Source organism: Kitasatospora sp. NPDC057940 (genome assembly GCF_042887425.1).
Classification (GTDB): Bacteria; Actinomycetota; Actinomycetes; order Streptomycetales; family Streptomycetaceae; genus Kitasatospora.
Genome location: NZ_JBHVPH010000008.1, coordinates 208,332 through 228,031 on the forward strand (window position 1 = coordinate 208,332; position 19,700 = coordinate 228,031).

At 73.3% G+C, this 19,700-nt stretch carries 21 protein-coding genes; 10 read left to right on the plus strand and 11 right to left on the minus strand.

All coding sequences use genetic code 11. The features are described from left to right. Positions 1-102 precede the first annotated feature (102 nt). The gene (locus ACFVTF_RS15920; RefSeq protein WP_387813975.1) at positions 103-1,914 is read left to right on the plus strand and encodes a cholesterol oxidase substrate-binding domain-containing protein; all 1,812 of its coding nucleotides are present in this window, start codon (positions 103-105) and stop codon (positions 1,912-1,914) included. A gap of 21 nt (positions 1,915-1,935) precedes the next feature. Here ACFVTF_RS15920 and ACFVTF_RS15925 read toward each other — a convergent pair whose 3' ends face one another. Next, entirely contained in the window at positions 1,936-2,517 is a 582-nt protein-coding gene (locus tag ACFVTF_RS15925; RefSeq protein ID WP_371522907.1) for a helix-turn-helix domain-containing protein, read from the minus strand. Between the two features lie 164 nt (positions 2,518-2,681). Here ACFVTF_RS15925 and ACFVTF_RS15930 point away from each other — a divergent pair, with 164 nt between their 5' ends. Further along, positions 2,682-3,557, plus strand: coding sequence for an AzlC family ABC transporter permease (locus ACFVTF_RS15930; protein ID WP_387813977.1), 876 nt, complete (start codon positions 2,682-2,684; stop codon positions 3,555-3,557). Further along, entirely contained in the window at positions 3,557-3,865 is a 309-nt protein-coding gene (locus tag ACFVTF_RS15935; RefSeq protein ID WP_063349896.1) for an AzlD domain-containing protein, read from the plus strand. The genes ACFVTF_RS15930 and ACFVTF_RS15935 overlap by 1 nt, the downstream gene beginning before the upstream one ends. An 11-nt stretch (positions 3,866-3,876) precedes the next feature. Here ACFVTF_RS15935 and ACFVTF_RS15940 read toward each other — a convergent pair whose 3' ends face one another. Further along, entirely contained in the window at positions 3,877-4,416 is a 540-nt protein-coding gene (locus tag ACFVTF_RS15940) for a GNAT family N-acetyltransferase (protein WP_387813979.1), read from the minus strand. A gap of 117 nt (positions 4,417-4,533) precedes the next feature. Between ACFVTF_RS15940 and ACFVTF_RS15945 the strand changes: the two genes are divergently transcribed. From ACFVTF_RS15945 to ACFVTF_RS15970, 6 genes are all read left to right on the plus strand, one after another. Then, positions 4,534-5,712, plus strand: coding sequence for an acyl-CoA dehydrogenase family protein (locus ACFVTF_RS15945; RefSeq protein WP_387813981.1), 1,179 nt, complete (start codon positions 4,534-4,536; stop codon positions 5,710-5,712). 63 nt (positions 5,713-5,775) lie between these two features. After that, the gene (locus ACFVTF_RS15950; RefSeq protein WP_387813983.1) at positions 5,776-6,156 is read left to right on the plus strand and encodes an ADP-ribosylation/crystallin J1; all 381 of its coding nucleotides are present in this window, start codon (positions 5,776-5,778) and stop codon (positions 6,154-6,156) included. After that, a complete protein-coding gene (locus tag ACFVTF_RS15955) occupies positions 6,153-6,293 on the plus strand; it encodes a hypothetical protein (protein WP_387813985.1) in 141 nt (46 codons plus the stop codon). The genes ACFVTF_RS15950 and ACFVTF_RS15955 overlap by 4 nt, the downstream gene beginning before the upstream one ends. 127 nt (positions 6,294-6,420) lie before the next feature. Beyond that, complete coding sequence (locus ACFVTF_RS15960) at positions 6,421-7,329, plus strand: alkaline phosphatase family protein (protein WP_387813987.1); 909 nt, start codon at positions 6,421-6,423, stop codon at positions 7,327-7,329. A 421-nt stretch (positions 7,330-7,750) separates the two neighbouring features. After that, positions 7,751-8,233, plus strand: coding sequence for a hypothetical protein (locus tag ACFVTF_RS15965; RefSeq protein ID WP_363579474.1), 483 nt, complete (start codon positions 7,751-7,753; stop codon positions 8,231-8,233). A gap of 301 nt (positions 8,234-8,534) precedes the next feature. Continuing rightward, positions 8,535-9,827 (plus strand): multidrug effflux MFS transporter, encoded by a 1,293-nt coding sequence (locus tag ACFVTF_RS15970; RefSeq protein WP_371520355.1) that lies wholly within the window; start codon positions 8,535-8,537, stop codon positions 9,825-9,827. A gap of 150 nt (positions 9,828-9,977) precedes the next feature. Here ACFVTF_RS15970 and ACFVTF_RS15975 read toward each other — a convergent pair whose 3' ends face one another. The 9 genes from ACFVTF_RS15975 to ACFVTF_RS16015 all read right to left on the minus strand — a co-directional run bounded on the left by ACFVTF_RS15975 (position 9,978) and on the right by ACFVTF_RS16015 (position 18,447). Next, positions 9,978-12,038 carry a glycosyl hydrolase family 18 protein gene (locus ACFVTF_RS15975; RefSeq protein WP_387813989.1) on the minus strand — a complete coding sequence of 687 codons (2,061 nt, stop codon included), beginning with the start codon at positions 12,036-12,038 and terminating at the stop codon, positions 9,978-9,980. A gap of 624 nt (positions 12,039-12,662) precedes the next feature. Beyond that, positions 12,663-13,271 (minus strand): hypothetical protein, encoded by a 609-nt coding sequence (locus ACFVTF_RS15980; protein ID WP_387813991.1) that lies wholly within the window; start codon positions 13,269-13,271, stop codon positions 12,663-12,665. Positions 13,272-13,413: 142 nt separating this feature from the next. Beyond that, positions 13,414-14,355, minus strand: coding sequence for an ABC transporter substrate-binding protein (locus ACFVTF_RS15985; protein ID WP_371520364.1), 942 nt, complete (start codon positions 14,353-14,355; stop codon positions 13,414-13,416). A gap of 39 nt (positions 14,356-14,394) precedes the next feature. Continuing rightward, the gene (locus ACFVTF_RS15990) at positions 14,395-15,072 is read right to left on the minus strand and encodes an ABC transporter permease (RefSeq protein WP_363616562.1); all 678 of its coding nucleotides are present in this window, start codon (positions 15,070-15,072) and stop codon (positions 14,395-14,397) included. Further along, positions 15,069-15,737: an ABC transporter permease gene (locus tag ACFVTF_RS15995; RefSeq protein ID WP_371520369.1), complete on the minus strand. Its 669-nt coding sequence runs from the start codon at positions 15,735-15,737 to the stop codon at positions 15,069-15,071. Before ACFVTF_RS15995 ends, ACFVTF_RS15990 begins: the two co-directional genes overlap by 4 nt. Further along, positions 15,727-16,824, minus strand: coding sequence for an ABC transporter ATP-binding protein (locus ACFVTF_RS16000; protein WP_387813994.1), 1,098 nt, complete (start codon positions 16,822-16,824; stop codon positions 15,727-15,729). The genes ACFVTF_RS15995 and ACFVTF_RS16000 overlap by 11 nt, the downstream gene beginning before the upstream one ends. 398 nt (positions 16,825-17,222) lie before the next feature. Beyond that, complete coding sequence (locus ACFVTF_RS16005; RefSeq protein ID WP_063349906.1) at positions 17,223-17,609, minus strand: rhodanese-like domain-containing protein; 387 nt, start codon at positions 17,607-17,609, stop codon at positions 17,223-17,225. Beyond that, on the minus strand, positions 17,603-18,175 hold the full coding sequence (locus ACFVTF_RS16010; protein WP_387813996.1) for a cysteine dioxygenase: 573 nt from the start codon (positions 18,173-18,175) through the stop codon (positions 17,603-17,605). The genes ACFVTF_RS16005 and ACFVTF_RS16010 overlap by 7 nt, the downstream gene beginning before the upstream one ends. 194 nt (positions 18,176-18,369) lie before the next feature. Continuing rightward, a complete protein-coding gene (locus ACFVTF_RS16015; RefSeq protein WP_106981192.1) occupies positions 18,370-18,447 on the minus strand; it encodes a putative leader peptide in 78 nt (25 codons plus the stop codon). Between the two features lie 404 nt (positions 18,448-18,851). Between ACFVTF_RS16015 and ACFVTF_RS16020 the strand changes: the two genes are divergently transcribed. Then, a complete protein-coding gene (locus tag ACFVTF_RS16020; RefSeq protein WP_063349907.1) occupies positions 18,852-19,694 on the plus strand; it encodes a nitrilase-related carbon-nitrogen hydrolase in 843 nt (280 codons plus the stop codon). The last annotated feature ends 6 nt before the right edge of the window (positions 19,695-19,700 follow it).

A 19,700-nucleotide genomic window follows, 5' to 3' on the forward strand; every position in this document is an offset into this window, starting at 1 on the left:
ACGACAGGGCGGGGCATGGCCGGGGGCACGGAAGACCATGGGGGGACGGACCCGGGGAATCGGCGTGGAACCGCCGGGGGCGGCGGGCTCACCAGGCGGCAGATGCTCGGCGCCTCGGCCGCCCTGGGCGGCGCGGCCTGGCTGCTGCGCGGCACCATCGGCCCGGACAGCGCGGAGGCGGCCACCCCGGTGCCGCCCGGCCTGCCCGCCGGCACCGAGCTGTACCAGCGGGTCTTCCAGAACTGGTCCGGCGAGATCCGCACCGACCAGCTGTGGACCTGCGCGCCCCGCACACCGGAGGAGGTACCGGCGCTCGCCGACTGGGCGCACGCCAACGGCTGGCGCCTGCGCGCCACCGGCTACCGGCACACCTGGGCGCCGCTCACCGTCGCCAACGGGACCCCGGACAGCGCCCGCGTCCTGCTCGTGGACACCAGCCGCCACCTCACCGCGATGACCGCCGACTCGCCGACCACCGTCCGGGTCCAGACCGGCGCCACCATGGAGGACCTGCTCGCCCACCTGGCCGGCCGGGGCCTCGGCCTGACCGCGTGCCCGGCACCCGGCGAGCTGACCGTCGGCGGGGTGCTCGCCATCGGCGGCCACGGCACCGCCGTACCCGCCGCCCACGAACTCCGGCCGGAGGGGCACGGCTACGGCTCGGTCAGCAACCAGGTCGTCCGGCTCACCGCCGTCGTCCTCGACCCGGCCACCGGCCGCTACACGCTGCGCACCTTCGAGCGCGCCGAGGCCGACAGCGCCGCCTTCCTGGTGCACCTGGGCCGCGCCTTCCTCACCGAAGTCGTGCTGCGGGCCGGCGCGGACCAGCCGCTGCGCTGCGTCAGCCGTCTCGACATCCCGGCCGGCGAACTGTTCGCCCGCCCCGGCACCGGAGGCGGCGGCGGTGGGATCCTGGGCGGTCTGCTCGGCGGTGGCGGCCCGCGCACCCTCGCCGACTTCGTCGAGCGCGACGGCCGGGTCGAGGCGATCTGGTTCGCCTACACCGAGTACCCCTGGCTGAAGACCTGGAGCGTCGCCCCGGCCAAACCGCTGGGCTCCCTGCCCGTCGACCAGCCCTACAACTACCCCTTCTCGGACAACATTCCGGAACCGGTCGCCCGGCTCGCCGGCCAGATCCTCGCCGGCGCCTGGGGATCGGCCCCGCTGTTCGGCCAACTCCAGTACCTGATCGCCAAGGTGGCGCTCACCGGCGACCTCACGGACGTCCTCCTCTCCGGCGGGCTGCTCCGCGACCTGCTCAGCGGCGACCTGATCACCCACCTGCTCGCCGGGGGCCTGCGCTCCGACCTCTGGGGCCCGTCGCGCAGCCTGCTGCAGTACGTCCGGCCCACCACCCTGCGGGTCACCGCCAACGGCTACGCGGTCCTCGCCAGGCGTGCCGACCTCCAGTGGGTGGTCAGCGAATTCGCCGCCTACTACCGGAAGTTGCTCGCCGACTACCAGGCCCGGGGGGAGTTCCCGGTGAACGGCGCGGTGGAGATCCGGGTCACCGGCGTGGACGATCCGACCTCCTCCGGCGTCCCCGGCGCGCGGCCGCCGCTGCTGTCCGCGCTGCGTCCTCGGGCGGACCGCCCGGAGTGGGACACCGCGGTCTGGCTCGACGTCCTGGCCTTCCCCGGCACCCCGGGGCTGGAACGCTTCGCCCGCGACCTGGAGCAGTGGCTGCTGCGCACCTTCGACGGCACCCGGGCGGGCCTGCGGGTCGAGTGGTCCAAGGGCTGGGCGTACACCGCCGACGCGGCCTGGTCCGATCCGGACCTGATCGGTCGGGTCATCCCCGCGAGCCTGCGCGACGGCGGCGGTCCGGGCTGGGACGAGGCGGTCGCCGTCCTGGACCGGCACGACCCGCACCGGGTGTTCGGAAACCCCTTCCTGGACGGGTTGTTGAAGTAGCGGAGCACGCGTGACGGATCGTCAGATGTGTTCCATGACGATCACCGCGAGGGTGTCCGGCGCCAGCGCGCGGAAGACGTGCGGAGCGTCGCCCGGGTAGCTCACGTAGTCGCCCGGGCCCAGCTCGACCGGGGCCTCCGTCGGTCCGGCCAGCGCCCGGCCCGAGCCGACCAGCACGTGCTCGACGGTGCCGGGCATGTGCGGGTCGGAGGCCCGGGTCTCGCCCGGCTGCGCCTCGATCCGGTAGATGTCGCGCCGGGCGTTCGGCGGGCAGGAGGACAGCACGGTCGCCGCGTAGTCGGCGCGCTCGGAGTGGGTCACCGGGCCCTCTCCGGCCCGGATCACCTTGACGGCCGGGCGCGGGGGGTCGACCAGGCGGCTGAACGGCACGTTCAGCGCGACGGCGAGGGCCCAGAGCGTCTCCACGCTCGGATTGCCCGCGCCCGACTCCAGCTGGGAGAGCGTCGACTTGGCGATGCCCGCGCGCCGGGCCAGCTCCGCCATCGACAGCCCGCCGCGTTCGCGCTCGCGCCGGATGGAGACGGAGATCAGGCCGATCAGGTCCGCGCCGGAACCCGCGCCCGGGGTGGTCCGGTCACTCATGCTTGCCACTCACGCTCTCCTGGCTCCTTCTCCGGCTCCCGTGCGGCTGGTGCCGTTCATGCTGCCACTCGTGAGGGAGGCTGTCCGCATCCGCCCGTCGTTCGCCCTGTCGGTCCAATCGTTCGCCTTGACGAACGACGGGGGATGGGTTCAGTCTGGTGGACATGCGTTCGCTACTCCGAACACTGGAGCGTGCCACCCTTCGGGACATCGCTCTCGTCTGCCTCGCCGACGCGCTCGTCGGCGCCTCCTTCGGCGCGATCAGCGCCTCCGGCGGCCTGCCCCTGTGGGTGCCGGTCTCGCTCTCCGTCCTCGTCTTCGCGGGCGGCTCCCAGTTCGCGGCGGTCGGCGTGGTGCTGTCCGGCGGCGGTGCGCTCGCCGCCGTCGCCACCGGACTGGTGCTCAACGCCCGGCTGCTGCCCTTCGGCTTCGCCGTGGCCGACGTGCTCGACGGCCCGTGGTGGCGGCGGCTGTTCGGCGCGCAGCTGATCACCGACGAGACCGCCGCGTTCGTCCTGCGGCAGGAGGACGGGCGACGGCGACGGGCCGCTTTCTGGCTCTGCGGACTGGCGCTGTTCGTGGTGTGGAACGTCTCGGTGCTCCTCGGGGCCCTGGCCGGCGGGCTGATCGGGGACACGGACGCCCTGGGCCTCGACGCGGCCTTCCCCGCCGTGCTGCTCGCGCTCGTGCTGCCCTCGCTCGCGGACCGGCGCGTCCGCACCGCCGCCGTGGCAGGCGCCGTCGTCGCGGTCGCGGCCACGCCGTTCGTCCCGCCGGGGCTGCCCGTCCTGCTCGCCCTCGTCGGGCTGTTGTTCGCCGGACGGCCCGGAACGCGCGAGGGTCGTGACGGCCGTGCCGGTCGTGCCGGTCGTGACGTGCGGGAGGGGCATGAGGTGGGGGAGGGTCGTGAGGTGCGGGAGTCGCAGAACTCGCTGCAGTCGCGGGAGCCGCAGGAGCCGCAGAACTCACGGAAGTCGCGGAAGGGGGCGTCGGTCGAGGAGCCGGGCGTCCCGGTGATCGAGCGGGAGGAAGCCCGATGATGCCGTTGTACGCGGTGCTGCTGCTGGCCGTCGGGACGTACGCCTTCCGTCTTGCCGGGCCGCTCCTCGGCCACCGGCTCGCCCTCTCGGAGCGCGTGCGGCACCTGCTCGCCGTCGCCGCGGCCGTCCTGCTGGTCGCCCTGGTCGCCACCGGCGCCCTCACCCAGGGCCAGGGCTTCGCCGGTTGGGCCCGCCCGGCGGGCGTCCTGGTCGCCGGTGTGCTCGCGCTGCGGCGGGCGCCGTTTCCGGCGGTGGTGGTCGCCGGCGCGGCGACGACGGCGCTGCTGCGGCTGTGCGGGGTGGGGTGAGGGGCGGTCCGTCAGCCGCCCAGCGCCTTGAAGAAGATCGTCGTCGGGTGCGCGCGCCCCGAGGGGTCGGTCGCGTAGTCCGGCACCGAACCGACCCGGGTCCACCCGGCCGCCTCGTACAGCCGCTCGGCCGGGCTGCCCGTCTCGGTGTCCAGCACCAGCAGCCGGAGCCCCAGCTCGGCCGCCCGCTCCTCCAGCGCCGCCAGCAGCCGCCCGGCCAGCCGCTGCCCCCGGTCCGCCGGGTGCACCATCAGCTTGGCGACCTCGCCCCGGTGCCGCCCGTTCGCGGGCGCCGCCGGGCGCAGCTGGATCGTTCCGGCGAGCCGCCCGTCGGCCTGCGCCCGGACCGTCCACAGCAGCAGCCGTTCCGCCGCGACCTCCGGGGCGAGCGCCCGCCACCACGCCACGGCCTCGGCCCGCCCCAGCGGCGCGAGGAAGCCGATCGACCCGCCACCGTGGACGGTGTCCACCAGCAGCCCGGCCAGTTCCTCCGCCGCGCCGTCCAACTCCTCCGCCGTCACCTGACCGACCGTGTAGGCCTCGCCCGCCATGTCGTCTTCCTCACTCGCTCGCGCCCGCCCACCGTCCGCGCGGTTGCGCCATACTCGCCGGTACCGCGCCGAGACCGGGATCCCGTCGATATCCCGCCGACACTACAAGGAGCTTCGATGACGAAGCCGACCCGGATCGACCCGTCCGACCTGCTCGCCGTCGGCGACCTGCTCTCCGACGAGGAGCGGCTGATCCGCGACACCGTCCGGAGGTTCACCGAGGAGCGGATCCGCCCGAACATCGGCGACTGGTTCGAGCGCGGCGTCTTCCCGGCCCGCGAACTCGCCCCCGAAATCGGCGCCCTCGGCGTGCTCGGCATGCACCTCGACGGCTACGGCTGCGCGGGCGCCGGCGCGGTGGCGTACGGGGTCGCCTGCATGGAACTGGAGGCGGCCGACTCCGGGCTGCGCAGCTTCGTCTCGGTGCAGGGCTCGCTCGCGATGCGCTCGATCCACGCCTTCGGATCCGAGGAGCAGAAGCAGCGCTGGCTGCCCGGCATGGCCGCGGGTGAGCTGATCGGCTGCTTCGCCCTCACCGAGCCGGACTTCGGCTCCGACCCGGCGAACATGCGGACCCGCGCGGTGCGCAAGGGCGGCGACTGGGTGCTCTCCGGCAGCAAGATGTGGATCACCAACGGCAGCATCGCCGACGTCGCCGTCGTCTGGGCGCAGACCGAGGAGGGCGTGCGCGGCTTCCTGGTCGAGCGCGGAGCGCGCGGCCTGACCGCCACCGACGTGCACGGCAAGCTCTCCCTGCGCGCCTCCGTCACGAGCGAACTCGTCTTCGACGAGGTGGTGCTGCCCGCCGACGCCGTCCTGCCGGGCGTCACCGGCCTGCGCGGACCGCTCTCCTCCCTCAACGAGGCCCGCTACGGCATCCTCTGGGGCACCGTCGGCGCCGCCCGCGACTGTTACACCGCCGCCCTCGACTACGCGAAGAGCCGGATCCAGTTCGACCGCCCGATCGCCGGATTCCAGCTCACCCAGCACAAGCTCGTCGAGATGATGCTGGAGGTGGAGAAGGCCTACCTGGTCGCCCTGCGGATCGGGCGGCTCAAGGAGGAGGGCGCGGCCCGCCCGCCGCACGTCAGCTTCGGCAAGCTCAACAACGTCCGTACGGCGCTGGAGGTCGCCCGCAGCGCCCGGACCGTCCTCGGGGCCAACGGCATCACCACCGAGTACCCGGTGCTGCGGCACGCCAACAACCTGGAGTCGGTGCTCACCTACGAGGGCACCAGCGAGATCCACACCCTGATCCTGGGCGAGGCCATCACCGGCGAGTCCGCCTACCACTGACGGGCCGCCCACCTCGGGAAATCCGGTGGCCGGGACCGTCGCGGCCCGGCTACCGTGCCCACCGTGAACAGCGAGCCCACCACGCCCGGCACCGCCCCGACCACCACCCTCTGGCGCCCCACCGGCCCCGAGGAACTGGCCCTGGTCGAGGCGTCCGGCCGGCGCGCCTGGCCGCCCCGGCTGCCCGAGCAGCCGATCTTCTACCCCGTCCTCAACGAGGACTACGCGATCCGCATCGCCCGCGACTGGAACGTCCCCGCCTCCGGCGTCGGCTACGTCACCCGCTTCGAGGTCGACACCGCCTTCCTCGCCCGCTACCCGGTGCAGCAGGCGGGCGGCCGTACGATCCTCGAACTCTGGGTCCCGGCCGAGGATTTGCCGGAGTTCAACCGGAACATCGTCGGCCGCATCGAGGTCGTCCACGAGTTCCGCCCCCAGCCGTGACGCGCCCCGCCGCGCCGGGCCCGGCCGTGACGCTGGCCGCCGAGGCCGGCCCCTTCGTCCGGCGCCTGCTGGCGGCAGTCGGACCGGTCTCCGAACTCGCCCAGGCCGACCGTCGATTCGTCCGTACGGCCGCCTGACACCCGGCGGACACCCCGCGTTCGGCGGGTGGATGCCGGACGGTACGGCGGGCGGTGGAGCATGGCGCGGTCGGCGGCGCCCTCGGCGGGCGCGGCCGGGTGTGTACGACCGAAAGGAACCCCCGCCATGTCCGCTGCCCAGTGGCCCCGCCCCCGGGTGCTCGTCGTCGGGATCGACGGCGTCCGCCACGACTACCTGGAGCACGTGCCGATGCCGCGCCTCCAGGAGCTCGCCGAGGCCGGGTTCCTGGTGCCGGTGACCGTGGCGGACACCACGCCCACCATGTCCGGGCCGTGCTGGGCCACCATCGTCACCGGCGTCGAGCCCGCCAAGCACGGCGTCTGGGGAAACCACCTCGGCGGCAACCGGCTCGACGTGTTCCCCGACTTCGCCACCCGGCTCGCCCGCGGCGACCGCCGCCGCACCTTCGTCGCGGCCGGCTGGGACCCGCTGATGATCAACGAGTCCGGCGGCCCGCTGTTCCGCGCCCCCGGCCGGCTCTCGTACATCGCTCCGGCCGAGGACACCCCCGAAGCCTGGGAGGCCGTCGACGAGGAGGTCACCCGCGAGGCCGTCCACGTCCTGGGCACCGCCGACCCGGAGGCCACCTTCGTCTACCTCGGCGCCGTCGACGAGACCGCCCACTTCCTCGGCTGCGGCGACGAGTACCGGGCGGCCATGCGCACTGCCGACGAACGCCTCGGCCGACTGCTCGACGCCGTCCGCGGCCGCGCCGATTACGCCGACGAGCAGTGGACCGTCATCGTCGTCACCGACCACGGCCACGTCGACGCCGGCGGCCACGGCGGCCGCACCGTCGAGGAGCGCACGGCCTGGGTCGCCTGCGCCGGGCACGGCATCCCGGCCGGCCCGCCCACCGGGGAGATCCGCCACCCGGACGTCGCCGCCCAGGTGTACGCCTCGCTGCTGCGCCCCATCGACCCGCACTGGACCCTCGACGGCCGGCCCTTCCCGCTCGCCCGGCCGGTGCCGGTGCCGGTGCCGGTGCCGGAGGCGGTGTCGGCGCCGATCTGATCGGCGCTCTGATCGGCGGTCCGGCCTGTGCTCTGACCGGCGGTCCGGCCGGCGGCCCGGGGCCGGTGATCCGATCCGGGGCCCGCACCGTCGTCGGCCCCGGGCCCGACGACGCCTCAGGACACGCTGATGCATCCGGGTGCAGCAGGCCGGGCTGCGCCGGAGACCGGCTTGAGTGACGCTCGATCGAGGCCCGGGCGGCACTTGAAGACGGCGTGCCAGCCTGGTCGCCCCACCGTGTAACCCCGAGACCGGGTCGCTGGACATACCTCTGAAGGTGGAGACGGTACCCCGTGGGATGGAGACAAGATCGCGACCTCGTGGTGACGCTCCGGAGGGACGGCAAGGGCCACGATGGTTACACCCGGACGGCAGACCTCGCCGACCGGACCGGAACCGGAGACGGAGAGGACAGACGGGCATGAAGGGCATCGTGAGCAAGGTCGCACTGGGAGTCGCGGGCACCGGCATGGCCGTCGCCGTGGCGGCCGTGGCAATCGGCCCGAGGGTGTCCGAGTGGTACGACGGACGCCACCAGGAGCAGGCCACCTACGACACCGGCAGCCAGGCCAAGGCTGAGCGCCGTTCGATGCCGACCTGGCTGCCCGACAACGCCTCCTCGGTGAAGTACCTGATGTCCACCACCGGCGACGACCGCCTGCTGCGCGCCACCCTCCCGGAAGGCCGGCTGCCCGTCGGCTGCAGCACCGGCCTGCCCGGCAAGTCCGCGCACTCGGTGCCGCTGTCGCTCAAGGCCGGCTGGTTCCCCGAGGGCGTCGCGGCCAAGGCCAGCGGCACCTGCGGGCACTACAACGTGACGCTCACCGGCAACCAGCTCTACGCGTGGCAGGACGGCGCGGCGGTGCAGGCGGCCCTGCGCGCGGAGCGGCCCACCAAGCACTGAGCCGGGCATCCCGCGCCGGGTGCCGGGCACCGTGCGCTGAGCCGGATTCCGGGCACCGAGCCGGGTGCCCGCGCCGAGCACGGTGTGAGACTCCGAGGACGCCGCCAGGCCCCGACCGGCCCGCCAGGCACCGACAGGTGCGGGCGGGCCGTCGTCGTGCGCGGGTGCCGCCGGTGTGGCCGACGGTGGACCAGTGGGAGGACCCCCGCTGTCGGAAACGGCCGGGGCTGCGATAGGACGGGGCGTGGACAAACCCGTCCCGTCCCCGTCCCGTCCCGTTCCCCGTTCCGTGAGGAGCCCCATGCCCGGCCCGACCGTCGGCTCTGCCGGCGACACGTCGACCGCTCCCTCCGCCGCCCCCACCACCGGCCAGTCCCGCCCCGGCCGGGCCACCATCGCCGTCCTGGGCGGTCTCGTGGCGCTCGGCCCGCTCACCACCGACCTCTACCTGCCCGGGCTGCCCGCGATCGCCGACGACCTGGTCGCCGAACCGGCCGCTGTCCAGCTCACCCTCACCTTCTCCATGTTCGGGGTCGCGGCCGGGCAGTTGCTCTTCGGACCGCTCAGCGACCGCTACGGCCGCCGCCCGCCGCTGCTCGCGGGGCTCGTCCTCTACACCCTGGCCAGCGTGGTGTGCGTGATCGCGCCGAGCCTGACGGTGCTGATCATCGCCCGCTTCATCCAGGGCGCGGCCGGATCCGCCGGGCTGGTCATCGGCCGGGCCGTCGCCCGGGACCGCTTCCAGGGCGTCGCGATGCTGCGGTTCCTGGCCTCCATCGCGCTGATATCCGGGCTGGCGCCGATCCTCGCCCCGATCCTCGGCGCGCAACTGATGCGCTTCACCTCGTGGCGCGGCACCTTCGGCGCGCTGACCGCGCTCGGGCTGCTCCTGACCCTGGCCGCCTTCGGGGCGCTGCGCGAGACCCTGCCGACGCAGAACCGGGGCACCGGCGGGGTGGGAGCGACGCTGCGCACGATGGGGCGGTTGCTGCGCAACCTGCCGTTCCTCGGGCTGGCGCTGACCAGCTCCTTCGCCTTCGGTGCGCTGTTCGGCTACATCAGCGGGTCGTCCACGGTGCTTCAGCACGTGTACCAGGTCTCGCCGCAGACCTACAGCCTGCTGTTCGGGGCGAACTCGCTGGCCATCGTCGTCATGACGCAGTTGAACGGGCGGGTGCTCGCGCGCCGCTTCGCCCCGCGGGGGCTGATGTTGGTCGGACTGGCGACGGCGGTGGTCGCCGGGGTGGCACTGGTGCTGCTGACGGCGGTCTGGGACTTCGGGCTGCTCGGGTTCTGCCCGCCGTTGTTCGTGATGATGGGCAGCATGGGTGTGGTCCTGCCGAACACGGCCGCGCAGGCGCTCAGCCTGGTCGAGCCGAAGGCGGCCGGGACGGCGTCGGCGCTGCTCGGCACCGGCAACTTCCTGTGCGGGGCGGTGGTCGCACCGCTGAGCAGCCTCGGCGGCCGGCCGTCGGCGGTGCTGCTGGCGGTGGTCGTCCTGGCGAGCGGGGTGCTGGCGATGGCGGCGTACGTGACGCTGTGTCGGCCCGGGCGGATGAGAACGGCGGAGGCCGAGGCGGCGGCGGGGAGCTGACGGCCGCCGGTCGCCGGTCGCCTGACAGCAAACAGCAAACAGCAAACAGATAACAGCTGACAGATGATGAAATCTGTCAGCTGTTATCTGTTATTCGTTCCCTGTCAGCCGTCAGCCGTCAGCCGTCAGCGGCCGGGCGTCAAGCGCAGCTCAGGCGATCGAGAAGTCGTCGCCGAAGACGTTGCCCTGGCCGTACCAGCCGTGCAGGTACACGGTGACGGTGCCGGAGGCGCCGGTGGTGAAGGGGACGGTCAGCTTGGTCCAGCCGGAGGCGTTGGGGGTCCAGGCGCTGGCGGTGGCGCCACCGCTGACGCCGAGGTACGCGTAGTTGCCCTGCACCCAACCGCTCAGCGTGTAGCTGGTGTTGGCCTTCAGCGTGACGGTCTGCGAGCACTCGCCGGTCTGGCCGGCGGTCGCCGCCGCCTGGAGCGCGTAGGAGCCGGAGTGGACCGGGGTGGAGACCACGGCGCCGCCGCTCTGGCAGGTCCACGGGGCGAGGCTGCCGGTCTCCAGGCCGCCGTTGACCAGGCCGGTCGGCGGCGGGGTCGTCCCGGTGACGGTCAGCGCGTACGTGGCGGTGTGGGTGCCGGACGGCCCGGTGGCGGTCACGGTGAGCGGGTAGCTGCCCGCCGTGGCGGCCGAGGTGGTGGCGATGTTGAGGGTGGCGCCGGTGCCGGCGGTGACGCTGCCGGGGGTGACGGTGGCGGTGACGCCGGCCGGGGCGCCGCTGACCGACAGGTTGAGGCTCTGTGCCGAGCCCGCCGTCACTGCCGTGGCGATGGCCGCCGACGTGGACGAACCGGCGGCCACGGTACCGGAGTTCGGGTTCACCGCGACCGAGAAGTCGTTGCCGGGCTGGGTGCCCGTGACGTTCAGGGTGAAGACGCCGCTGTGGCTGCCGGAGGCCGCGCTGCCGGTGACCGTCAGCTGGTAACTCCCGGCCGCCACCGCCGAGGTGGTGGTGACGTTGAGGGTGGCGCCGGTGCCGGCGGTGACGCTGCCGGGGGTGACGGTGGCGGTGACACCGGCCGGGGCGCCGCTGACCGACAGGTTGAGGCTCTGTGCCGAGCCCGCCGTCACCGCCGTGGCGATGGCCGCGGAGGTGGACGAACCGGCGGTGACCGTCGCGGAGTTGGGGTTGACGGCCACGGAGAAGTCGTTGGTCACCGTCGAGCCGCTGGTGAACGGCGCGAAGATGTGGGTGAAGTCCCAGGTGTTCTGGCTGATGCCGGAGCAGGAGTCGTCCCCCGCCTTGCCCGGGCAGCCGCCGTTGTCGCGCTGGAGCGCCCAGAAGGACAGCGTGTTGATGCCCTTCGACACCGCCCAGTTGTAGACGGTGGTGGCGTTGGCCACAGTGAAGGTCTCGGCCGCGCCGTAGTCGTCGATGCCGGGCATCTCGGTGATCCCGATCGAACCCCACAGCTGGGCGGGGGTCTTGGACGGGTAGAGCTTGGCGAGCTGGTTGTAGAGGCCCTGCGCGGAGGTCTGGGTGTCGGCCGCCATGTCGTGGGTGGCGCCGTCGTAGTAGTCGAAGGTCATCATGTTGACGACGTCGATCCGGGCGTTGTTGCTGACCGCGTTCTTCAGCACGGCGAGACCGCTGGCGGCCAGCCCGGAGGTGGTGGTCGGCAGCGTGTAGGAGAACTGGACGTTCCGCCCGTTGGCAGCGGCCCAGTCCTGCACGATCTTGATCGCCTTGTTGCGGCGGTCGATTCCGGCCGTGTTGGTCAGCGAGTTGTCCTCGATGTCGAGGTCGATCCGGCTGACGTCGTAGGTGGTGACGAGGTTCTCGAAGGCTGCTGCGATCTGGTTGACGTCGGTGCAGCTGTCGGCCAGTTCGGTGCCGGTGTTGTCGGCGGTGTAGCCGCCGAAGGAGGGGATCACGTCCCCGCCGTTGGCCCGGATGGTGGCGATGTCGGCGCCGAAGGTCGAGGAGGAGACCGGCTTGGAGGTGTCGCCGTTCCAGTACGGGGTGCAGGAGCCCTTGGTGGCGGCCTGGAGGAACGCCATCGTCAGGTGCTTGGCCCCGGACTGGGCGGCCAGGGCGGCGGGGCTCTGACCGGTCCAGGACTCGAAGTAGGGGGCGAAGACCCGGCTGGGGAGCGGGGTCGCGGCCTGGGCGGAGCCCGTCCCGGTGGCGACCAGGCCGGCCGAGGCGGCCAGCGTGGCACAGGCTGTCAGGGCCGCCTGGATGGTTCTGCGTAGACGCATGGATTCTCCAACATACGTGGTGGGGCAGGACGTTGGGGATGCGCGCATGATCGGGGCGCGACAGCCGTGTGGGGTCGGCTGCGCGGGCCCGGACGTGCGGACGTGTGGGTGTGCGGACGTGCGGGACTGCTAAGTGTCCGGATGTGCGGGCGCGCGGAAGCCCACCGACTCGCGCGGAGGCGGGTGGCGGGTACGCGTGTGCGCACGCCGTACGGAGCGGGGGTGGTGCGGGTCAGGGCAGGGCAGGGCAGTGCCTCAGCCGCCGGTGGTCACACCCCCACAGTGCATCCCGGTCGGATCGACATGCTTATGGTTGGACTAGACCACTGGTCTGTCAAGAGACCTAACAGTTCGTCAACACACAGCCCCCGTGGCCGAAGGGCCGTCCGATCGGCCGGGTGTGCGCGGTGCGGCCGGGGCTGTGGAGGTGGGCGGTGCGGCGGAGGCGGCTGGTGGGGCGGAGGCGGCCGGTGGGGCGGGGTGGCCGCGCCGCCGAAGGGTGGATGCGCCGAAGGGCGGATCCGCCGAAGAATGAAGGTGCCGTGGCCGCGCGCCCGTCGGCGGGGGCGCGGCCACGGCGGCCCGGTGCTCAGGACACCGGGCGGTTCGGGTGGGTGCTCCGGGTCACGCCGGCGGCGGGCAGAGGGTGGTCCGCAGCGCGTCGTTGATCTTCGCGGCGGTGTCCGGTCCGAAGCCCTGCGGGTGCTCGGGGGAGGTGAAGCGCTGGTTGGCCAGCTCGACCAGCTTCGACTTGTCCTTGGGGAACTGGAACAGCGCCTGGCACTGGTTGCGGGCCCGGTCCACGGCCTGGTCCGGCTTGCCGCCGACGATTGCCGGGTCGATCGCGTCCAGCGCGGCGACCAGCTTGCCGGTCAGGTCGGCGCCCGGCTTTCCGGGCAGGCCGGCGTCGCTGGGGGGCGTGGGCTTGGCCGGGGCGGGGGCGCCGGGGGAGCCGGAGTCCGGGGCGGCGGCCGAGGGGCTGTCGGCCGCGGGCGCCGAGGGGTCCGCGGGCGCCGAGGGGGAGGTGGCCGGGTCGGGCGCGGAGGCCGAGGGCGACTCGGGCGCCGGCGGCGTCGAGGCGGTGCCGGGGGCAGGGGTCGAGGCGGCGGCCGGGGTGGTGGGGGAGCCGGCCGCGGCGGTGGCCGGGTGGGGGCCCGGTCCGGAGCTGGAGCAGGCAGCGAGGCTCACCGCGGCGAATGCCGTGAGGGTGGCGGCGAGGAGACGAGTGCGCATGGCGTCACACTGTCATGTCCGCGGCGCCGAAGGGAAGATCCTCCCGCGAGCGCGGACGGCCCGGGAGGGGGGACCTCCCGGGCCGCCGACTCGCCGCGCCCGTAAGGCGCGTAAGGCGCGCAAGGCGCCCGCCGAGGCGTGGTCAGCCGAGGCCGTTGGCCTTCAGCCAGTCCTTGGCCACCGCCGACGGGTCGTCCTTGTCGATCGCGACGCGCTTCATCAGCGCCGTCAGCCCAGCCGTGTCGAGCTTGGCCGACACCGCGTTGAGGGCCGCCGTCGCGGTGGGGTTCACGCTCGCCTTGTTGACCAGCGGGGTGACGTTCTGCGCGCCGAAGAGGTTCTTCGGGTCGGTCAGCGGGACGAGCTTCAGCTGGACGATCTTGGGGTCGGTGGTGAACACGTTGCCGACCTGGATGGTGCCGTCCTTGAGCGCGTTCGCGGTGGCGTCGCCGGTGGGCTTCCACTCCTTGAAGTTCAGCCCGTAGACGTCCTTGAGCTGCTGCTCGCGGCGGGACTTGAACTCCGGCGGACCGCCTATCGTGAACTCGCCCGCCTTGGCGGCCAGGTCGGCGATGCTCTTGAGGCCGTACTTGTCGGCGTTCTCCTGGGTGACGCTGAGCGAGTCCTTGTCCTCGGCGGGGGAGGAGTCGAGGATCCCCAGCGCGGCGGGCAGCGTCTTGGCCAGCGCCGCGTTCACCTCCTCGGTGGTGGCGGCGGTGGACTTGGCGTCCAGGTAGGCGAGCAGCGAGCCGTTGTACTCGGGCAGGACGCTCAGGCTGCCGCTCTGGAGCTGCCCGTAGAGCACCTCGCGGCTGCCGATGTTGAACTTCTCCTCGACCTTGACGCCCTTGGCCTTGAGGGCCTGCGAGTAGATCGAGCCGAGCAGCACGTTCTCCGGGAAGTTCGCCGAGCCGACGACCACCGTCGAGCCGGCGCCGGCGCCCGAGGCGGCGGGGGAGCCCGCCGTGGAGCCGCCGCCGAGCGGGTCGCCGCCGCCGGAGGAGCCGCAGGCGGTGGCGCCGAGGGCGAGCGCGGCGAGCGTGCCGAGGACGACGGCGCGCCTGCTTCCGTGGTTTGTCGACATGGTGACAGATGTCCTTCCGGAGAGGATGGGGAACGAGGTTCAGCGGGCCCGGCGCTGGGCGCGCATCCCGGGCGGGAGCGCGTACCGGGCGAGCAGGGCGAAGAACAGCTGGGCGCCGACCGCGAGCAGCACCACCAGCAGCGCGCCGCCGACGGTGACGGCGTACTTGCGGGTGGCCAGTCCGTCGATGACGTAGCGGCCGAGGCCGCCCAGCCCGACGTACGCGGCCACGGTGGCGGTCGCGATCACCTGGACGGTCGCGGTGCGGAAGCCCGCCAGCAGGGTCGGCGCCCCGGACGGCAGGCAGACCTGCCACAGCACCTGCGGGTGGGTCAGCCCGATTCCGCGCGCCGCGTCCCGGACGTCCGGGTCGGTGCCGCGCACCCCCTCGACGGCGGCCACCAGCAGCGGCGGCGCGGCGAGCGCGACCAGCGGGATCAGCACGGCCGTGTCGCCGACCCCGCCGAGCAGCACCGCCAGCGTCACCAGGCCGAGCGTCGGCAGGGCGCGGGTGGCACCGGCGAAGGCCGTCACGAGCGTGACGCCGCGCCCGGTGTAACCGATCAGCAGCCCGAGCGGCACGGCGAGCAGCGCCGCGCACAGCAGGGCCTCGCCGGAGAGCACCAGGTGCTCGGTGATCCGGTGCACGATCGAGTCCGGGCCGCTGCGGTGGTCGGGGGCGGAGAAGAAGTCGCCCAGCCAGTTCAGCCAGTTCACGAACCGGCTCCCTTCTCCCGGACGGCCCAGGGCGCGAGCAGCCGGCGGGCGCCCACCAGCAGCAGGTCGACGGCCAGCGCGAGGACGGCGATCAGCGCGATGCCGGCCACGATCGGGGTCGGGAAGGTGCGCTGGAAGCCGTCGATGAACAGGTAGCCGAGCCCGCCGCGCCCGACCAGCGCGCCGACGCTGGCCAGCGAGATGCTGGACACCGCCGCGACCCGCAGCCCGGCGATCAGGTACGGCACGGCGGCGGGCAGCTCGACGGAGGTCAGCCGGTGCCACGGCCCGTACCCCATCGCGGTGGCGGCCTGCCGGACCGGGTCCGGGACGGCGCGCAGGCCGTCCACGGTGGTCGGCAGCAGCACGGCGAGCGCGTAGAAGGTGAGCGGGATCATCACGGTGGCCTGGGTGGCGAGGCCGGTGTAGGGGATGAGCACCACGAACACGGCCAGCGAGGGCAGCGCGTAGACGACGTTGAAGACGGCGGACAGCGGTTGGTACAGCCGGGGGAAACGGGTGCAGGCCAGGCCCAGCGGGACGGCCAGCAGCAGGCCGATGAGCACCGGAACGAGGGCGATCACGGCGTGGTCGGCGAGCAGGTCGCCGAGGTAGCCGAGGTGGTCGCCGATCCAGTACCACCGGACGATCGGTTCACCGTCCACCGGCCGCCCCGTCCGTGAGGTCACCGGCCGCCGCGTCGGCCGTCGGGGTGGCCACCGGGCCGGACAGCGCGGCCAGGACGGCCTCGCGGCTCGCGGTGCCGGTGGCCCGCCCGTCGGCGTCCAGGGCCACGGCGGCCCCGGCCGGGGAGAGGACGGCGGCGTCCAGCGCGGTGCGCAGGGTGTCGGCGTCCGGCCGGTAGCCGGAGACCGGGTGCAGCTCGGCGGTGGCGGCGTCGCGGTCGATCCAGCCGATCGGGCGGCGCTCGTCGTCCAGTGTCAGCTCCCAGCCGCCGTAGCGCAGCCCGTCGGCCACCGGGCGGACGGCGATGGTGGTCGCGGGGCGCAGGGCGAGGCCGCGCAGGCCCCGGTCGCGGCCGAGGAAGGCGGCCACGCCGTCGTCCGCGGGGGTGGTGAGCAGGGTGTGCGGGTCGGCGAGCTGGGCGATCCGGCCGTGTTCGCGCAGGACCACCACCTGGTCGCCGAGCCGGACGGCCTCCTCGATGTCGTGGGTGACGAACAGCACCGTCTTGTGCAGCTCGGACTGGAGCCGCAGCAGTTCCTCCTGGAGCCCGGCGCGCACCACGGGGTCGACGGCGCTGAACGGCTCGTCCATCAGCAGCACCGGCGGGTCGGCCGCGAGGGCGCGGGCCACGCCCACCCGCTGCTGCTGGCCGCCGGACAGCTGGAACGGGTACCGCTTGCCGGTCTCGGGCGCGAGCCCGACCAGTTCGAGCAGTTCGGCGGCCCGGGCGCGGGCCTTCTTGCGGTCCCAGCCGAGCAGGTAGGGCACGGTGGCGACGTTGTCGATCACCTTGCGGTGCGGGAAGAGGCCGGCCTGCTGGATCACGTAGCCGATGCCACGGCGCAGCTTGGCGGGCTCCAGCTCGGCGACGTCCGTGTCGTCCAGCAGCACCCGGCCCGAGGTCGGCTCGACCATCCGGTTGACCATGCGCAGCAGGGTGGTCTTGCCACACCCGGACGGTCCGACCAGGACGGTTATCCGACCGGTCGGGACGTCCAGGTCCAGGCCCTCGACGGCGATGGTGCCGTCGGGGTGGCGCTTGCCGGCGCCCTCGAATCTGATCACGGGGAGTTTCCTCGTCAGGGCGCCCCGGGGAGGCGGCGCCTGTTTCGGTCGTACGGTTGATGGCGGTTTGTCGACAAGCGGCGACGGCGTGGGCCGTACCGGCCGCTGCCGTGACGGCGTCTGTCGGATCGACCGCCCGGGCGTTCTTCCGCCCGCGTGGCTGCCCAGCTTCGGACCGGCGGAAACTCTGATCAGACTATGACCTGCATCATCTCCTGTCTCTCACTTACCACCCGGCACGGGGACCGGACCCCGCCTCCGGACGGCCGAGGCCGACCGGGCGCCCGACGTTCCGGCAGGTCAGAGGGGCGGGACACGGACACCCTGACGGCGGGTCGAGGGCTCGGGCCCCGGACGATCGGCCCGTCAGCCGCCGAGCGCCCCGGCCCTCCAGGCTCTCAGCCGCCCCGGCGTGTCGGCAGCCCGGAGGCCGCCCAGCCGACGAAGCCGCCGTCCAGATCGGTCGCCCGGTGCAGCCCCAGCTCGCGCAGCGAGGCCGCCGCCAGACTGGAGGCGTACCCCTCCGAGCAGACCACGATCACCTCGACGTCGTAACCCGACGCCTCGGGGATCCGGTGACTGCCCGTCGGGTCCAGCCGCCACTCCAGGACGTTGCGCTCGATGATCAGCGAGCCGGGGATCTCCCCCTCCGCCGCCCGCTGCGCCGCCGGACGGATGTCCACCAGCAGCGCGCCGTCCAGCTGAGACTGGTACGCCTCCCGGGCGCGCGGACGGTGGACGCCCTCGCGGGCCCGCTCCACCAGGTCGTCGATCGTGGTCACCATTGCTCCGGTCCTTCCTCCGAGGTGCGGACGAGCCCGCCGGCCCGCAGGTCGTAGTGCGCCATCGAGCCCAGCGGGGGCGAGTAGGCGTGCAGGGTCACGGCCGGGCCGGACGCGGTGTTGCGCACGTCGTGCACGTACTCGGGGCCGAAGGCGCGGGCGGTGCCGGCCGGGACCCTGCGGATCAGCAGGCCCTGCTCCGGACCGCCGAGGGACAGCTCCTCCAGCTCGCCGAGGGCGACGGTGAACGCGCCGCGCGAGCCGCCGTGGTCGTGGAAGCCGGTGGACTGGCCGGGCAGCCAGCTGATCAGCCACACCTCGTGGTCGTCGTCGGCCACCAGCCGCCGGTACCAGCGCTCCTCGGTGGAGAGCCGGACGAGGTGGATCCACTGGTCGGGCTGTTCGGCCAGTTCGCGGACGACGGTGCGCAGGGCGCTCGGGGTGAGCGGCGCACGGGTCTCCTCGGTGACGGTGGCCGTGGCCCTGGCTGTTCCGGCCGGTGTCGGGGTCGGTGCCGCCGCCGGGGCTCGGGCGGCAGCGGGTTCGTCGGGGGCGAGGTTCAGGCTCATGGGGGCGTCCTCGGGTGCAGCGGGAACGTCGGCGGGGAGCGCCCTGGTCCGGCGGCGGGCGAGGGCACGGGCCGACGGAGCGGCACGGCACGCGCGGGTGCGCCGGGCGGGGCGGGAATCAGAACGCTGGGTGCGGGTGTGCGGCGCGGGCCCTGGCGGACGTCACAGGGCGGGGGCAGCGGGGAGAGTCAAGGTCAACAGGCACAGATGGAACTCGCCTGGCGTCGCAGATCGACGTGCAGGCGGCAGACCAGAGTGGTGCCGGTGTCCATGCGCCGGATCCTTCCCGAGCCAACCGGACGAAGTCAAGCCGGATGGGGCCGACCGCCGCCGGCTGCGCCGCGCCGCTCCACCCCCGGCCGACCGGCCGTCGAGCCGTTCTGGACCGGAACGGCCGAACGGCACTCGCATGCGTAAGGACCCCACGCGCGGGGTAAATGATCGTTTCATCCCATCCAGGACCCTCCGCGTGTCCGCGTCACGAGATCGCCCCAGATGCGTTACCGCCAACGTATTGTCAGGCCACCGAGGCCCGGCCTACGGTCTACAGACCGCTTTCTACGCACGTAGACCCCTGCGGATCCCCGGCGGTCCGCAGACGAGACCCGCCCGCCCCGTCAACCCTCAGACCGCAGGCCCGACCCCATGGCCGGGCAGCGGAGTTGCGGAGGTATCCATGTCGCAGATCGTCCGTGCCGCGCTCGTCCAGACCCGCTGGACCGGCGACCAGGAGAGCATGATCGCCCTTCACGAGCGGTACGCCCGCGAGGCCGCCGCCCAGGGTGCGAAGATCATCGGCTTCCAGGAGGTCTTCAACGCCCCGTACTTCTGTCAGGTCCAGGAAGCCGAGCACTACCGCTGGGCCGAAGCCGTCCCCGACGGCCCCACCGTCCGCCGGATGCAGGACCTCGCCCGTGAACTCGGCCTGGTGATCGTCGTCCCGGTCTACGAGGAGGAACAGGCCGGGGTCTACTACAACACCGCCGCCGTCATCGACGCCGACGGCAGCTACCTCGGCAAGTACCGCAAGCACCACATCCCGCAGGTCAAGGGCTTCTGGGAGAAGTACTACTTCAAGCCCGGCAACCTCGGCTGGCCCGTCTTCGACACCGCCGTCGGCAAGGTCGGCGTCTACATCTGCTACGACCGCCACTTCCCCGAGGGCTGGCGCGCCCTGGGCCTGGCCGGAGCGCAGATCGTCTACAACCCCTCCGCCACCAGCCGAGGCCTCTCCGCCTATCTCTGGCAGCTGGAGCAGCCCGCGGCCGCCGTCGCCAACGAGTACTTCGTCGCCGCCATCAACCGCGTCGGCACCGAGGAGTACGGCGACAACGACTTCTACGGCACCTCCTACTTCGTCGACCCGCGCGGCCAGTTCGTCGGCGATGTCGCCTCCGACAAGGAGGAGGAGCTCGTCGTCCGCGACCTCGACCTCGGCCTGATCGAACAGGTCCGCCAGCAGTGGGCGTTCTACCGGGACCGCCGCCCCGACGCCTACGGACCGCTCGCCGAGGCCTGAGGAGCA

Bases quoted from the DNA above. Each gene is read 5' to 3' on its own strand.
- ACFVTF_RS15920 (WP_387813975.1), top strand. From the start codon at position 103: ATGCTCGGCGCCTCGGCCGCCCTGGGCGGCGCGGCCTGGCTGCTGCGC.
- ACFVTF_RS15925 (WP_371522907.1), bottom strand. From the start codon at position 2,517: ATGAGTGACCGGACCACCCCGGGCGCGGGTTCCGGCGCGGACCTGATC.
- ACFVTF_RS15930 (WP_387813977.1), top strand. From the start codon at position 2,682: ATGCGTTCGCTACTCCGAACACTGGAGCGTGCCACCCTTCGGGACATC.
- ACFVTF_RS15935 (WP_063349896.1), top strand. From the start codon at position 3,557: ATGCCGTTGTACGCGGTGCTGCTGCTGGCCGTCGGGACGTACGCCTTC.
- ACFVTF_RS15940 (WP_387813979.1), bottom strand. From the start codon at position 4,416: ATGGCGGGCGAGGCCTACACGGTCGGTCAGGTGACGGCGGAGGAGTTG.
- ACFVTF_RS15945 (WP_387813981.1), top strand. From the start codon at position 4,534: ATGACGAAGCCGACCCGGATCGACCCGTCCGACCTGCTCGCCGTCGGC.
- ACFVTF_RS15960 (WP_387813987.1), top strand. From the start codon at position 6,421: ATGTCCGCTGCCCAGTGGCCCCGCCCCCGGGTGCTCGTCGTCGGGATC.
- ACFVTF_RS15965 (WP_363579474.1), top strand. From the start codon at position 7,751: ATGAAGGGCATCGTGAGCAAGGTCGCACTGGGAGTCGCGGGCACCGGC.
- ACFVTF_RS15970 (WP_371520355.1), top strand. From the start codon at position 8,535: ATGCCCGGCCCGACCGTCGGCTCTGCCGGCGACACGTCGACCGCTCCC.
- ACFVTF_RS15975 (WP_387813989.1), bottom strand. From the start codon at position 12,038: ATGCGTCTACGCAGAACCATCCAGGCGGCCCTGACAGCCTGTGCCACG.
- ACFVTF_RS15980 (WP_387813991.1), bottom strand. From the start codon at position 13,271: ATGCGCACTCGTCTCCTCGCCGCCACCCTCACGGCATTCGCCGCGGTG.
- ACFVTF_RS15985 (WP_371520364.1), bottom strand. From the start codon at position 14,355: ATGTCGACAAACCACGGAAGCAGGCGCGCCGTCGTCCTCGGCACGCTC.
- ACFVTF_RS16005 (WP_063349906.1), bottom strand. From the start codon at position 17,609: ATGGTGACCACGATCGACGACCTGGTGGAGCGGGCCCGCGAGGGCGTC.
- ACFVTF_RS16010 (WP_387813996.1), bottom strand. From the start codon at position 18,175: ATGAGCCTGAACCTCGCCCCCGACGAACCCGCTGCCGCCCGAGCCCCG.
- ACFVTF_RS16015 (WP_106981192.1), bottom strand. From the start codon at position 18,447: ATGGACACCGGCACCACTCTGGTCTGCCGCCTGCACGTCGATCTGCGA.
- ACFVTF_RS16020 (WP_063349907.1), top strand. From the start codon at position 18,852: ATGTCGCAGATCGTCCGTGCCGCGCTCGTCCAGACCCGCTGGACCGGC.